Here is a 737-nt window from a genome sequence, read left to right as displayed (position 1 = left end):
ACGATACCTAAAAAAACGATAATTAATGGTTCTAAGATTTTACTGAGGTTATCGACGGTGTTGTCCACTTCAAACTCGTAAATTGTGGCAACTTTATTGAGCATATCGTCAAGTCGGCCGGATTCTTCGCCGATCATAACCATTTGCAGCACCAACTCAGGGAACACGTTGCAATTGCGCATTGCAACATACATCGGCATTCCTGCTGCGGTATCGCGATAAACCTCTTCGATAGCCAATTGATAATGCATATTTCCGGACGTTTTCGATGTGGTTTTTAAACTGGTTAGAATCGGAATGCCCGCCGTAAAGCTCGTAGCGAGTGTTCGACTAAATTTTGCGATAGCGGCTTTCGATAAAACCGCCCCAAGGACTGGAAACTTAAGTACAGATCGGTTGAGCATTAAACGAAAAGAATCTGAACGCTTAGAGAGTACTCTCGCGGAGATAAATAAACTGATGGAGCCAAGTGCGATAAATGGGCTCCAGTTTTGTGTCCAAGCGGAAAGATCTAAGACTTGCCTTGTAAACCATGGCAATTCAGCGCCAAAGCCAACAAACATTTTTTCAAACTCGGGAATGACCTTGGTTAGCATGATAAACGATACTCCCAGTGCAACTAGAATAACCATGGCTGGATATATTAGAGCCTTGATCACTTTGGCTCTAAGCTGCTCATTTTTTTCCCTGTAGGTAGCTAAGCGTTCGAACACTTCGGCTAAGTTGCCCGATTGTTC

At 43.6% G+C, this 737-nt stretch carries 1 protein-coding gene; it reads right to left on the bottom strand.

Features of this window, described 5'->3' with window-relative positions; all coding sequences use genetic code 11:
* Nucleotides 1-737 (bottom strand): type II secretion system F family protein (locus tag R7Q11_RS26080; protein WP_225466989.1); only part of this gene is annotated, 737 nt, incomplete at both ends.

The sequence above is a fragment of the Vibrio sp. 970 genome, assembly GCF_033339075.1.
Note: the sequence above shows the minus strand (reverse complement) of the source record. Positions and strands in the feature narration are given on the sequence as shown.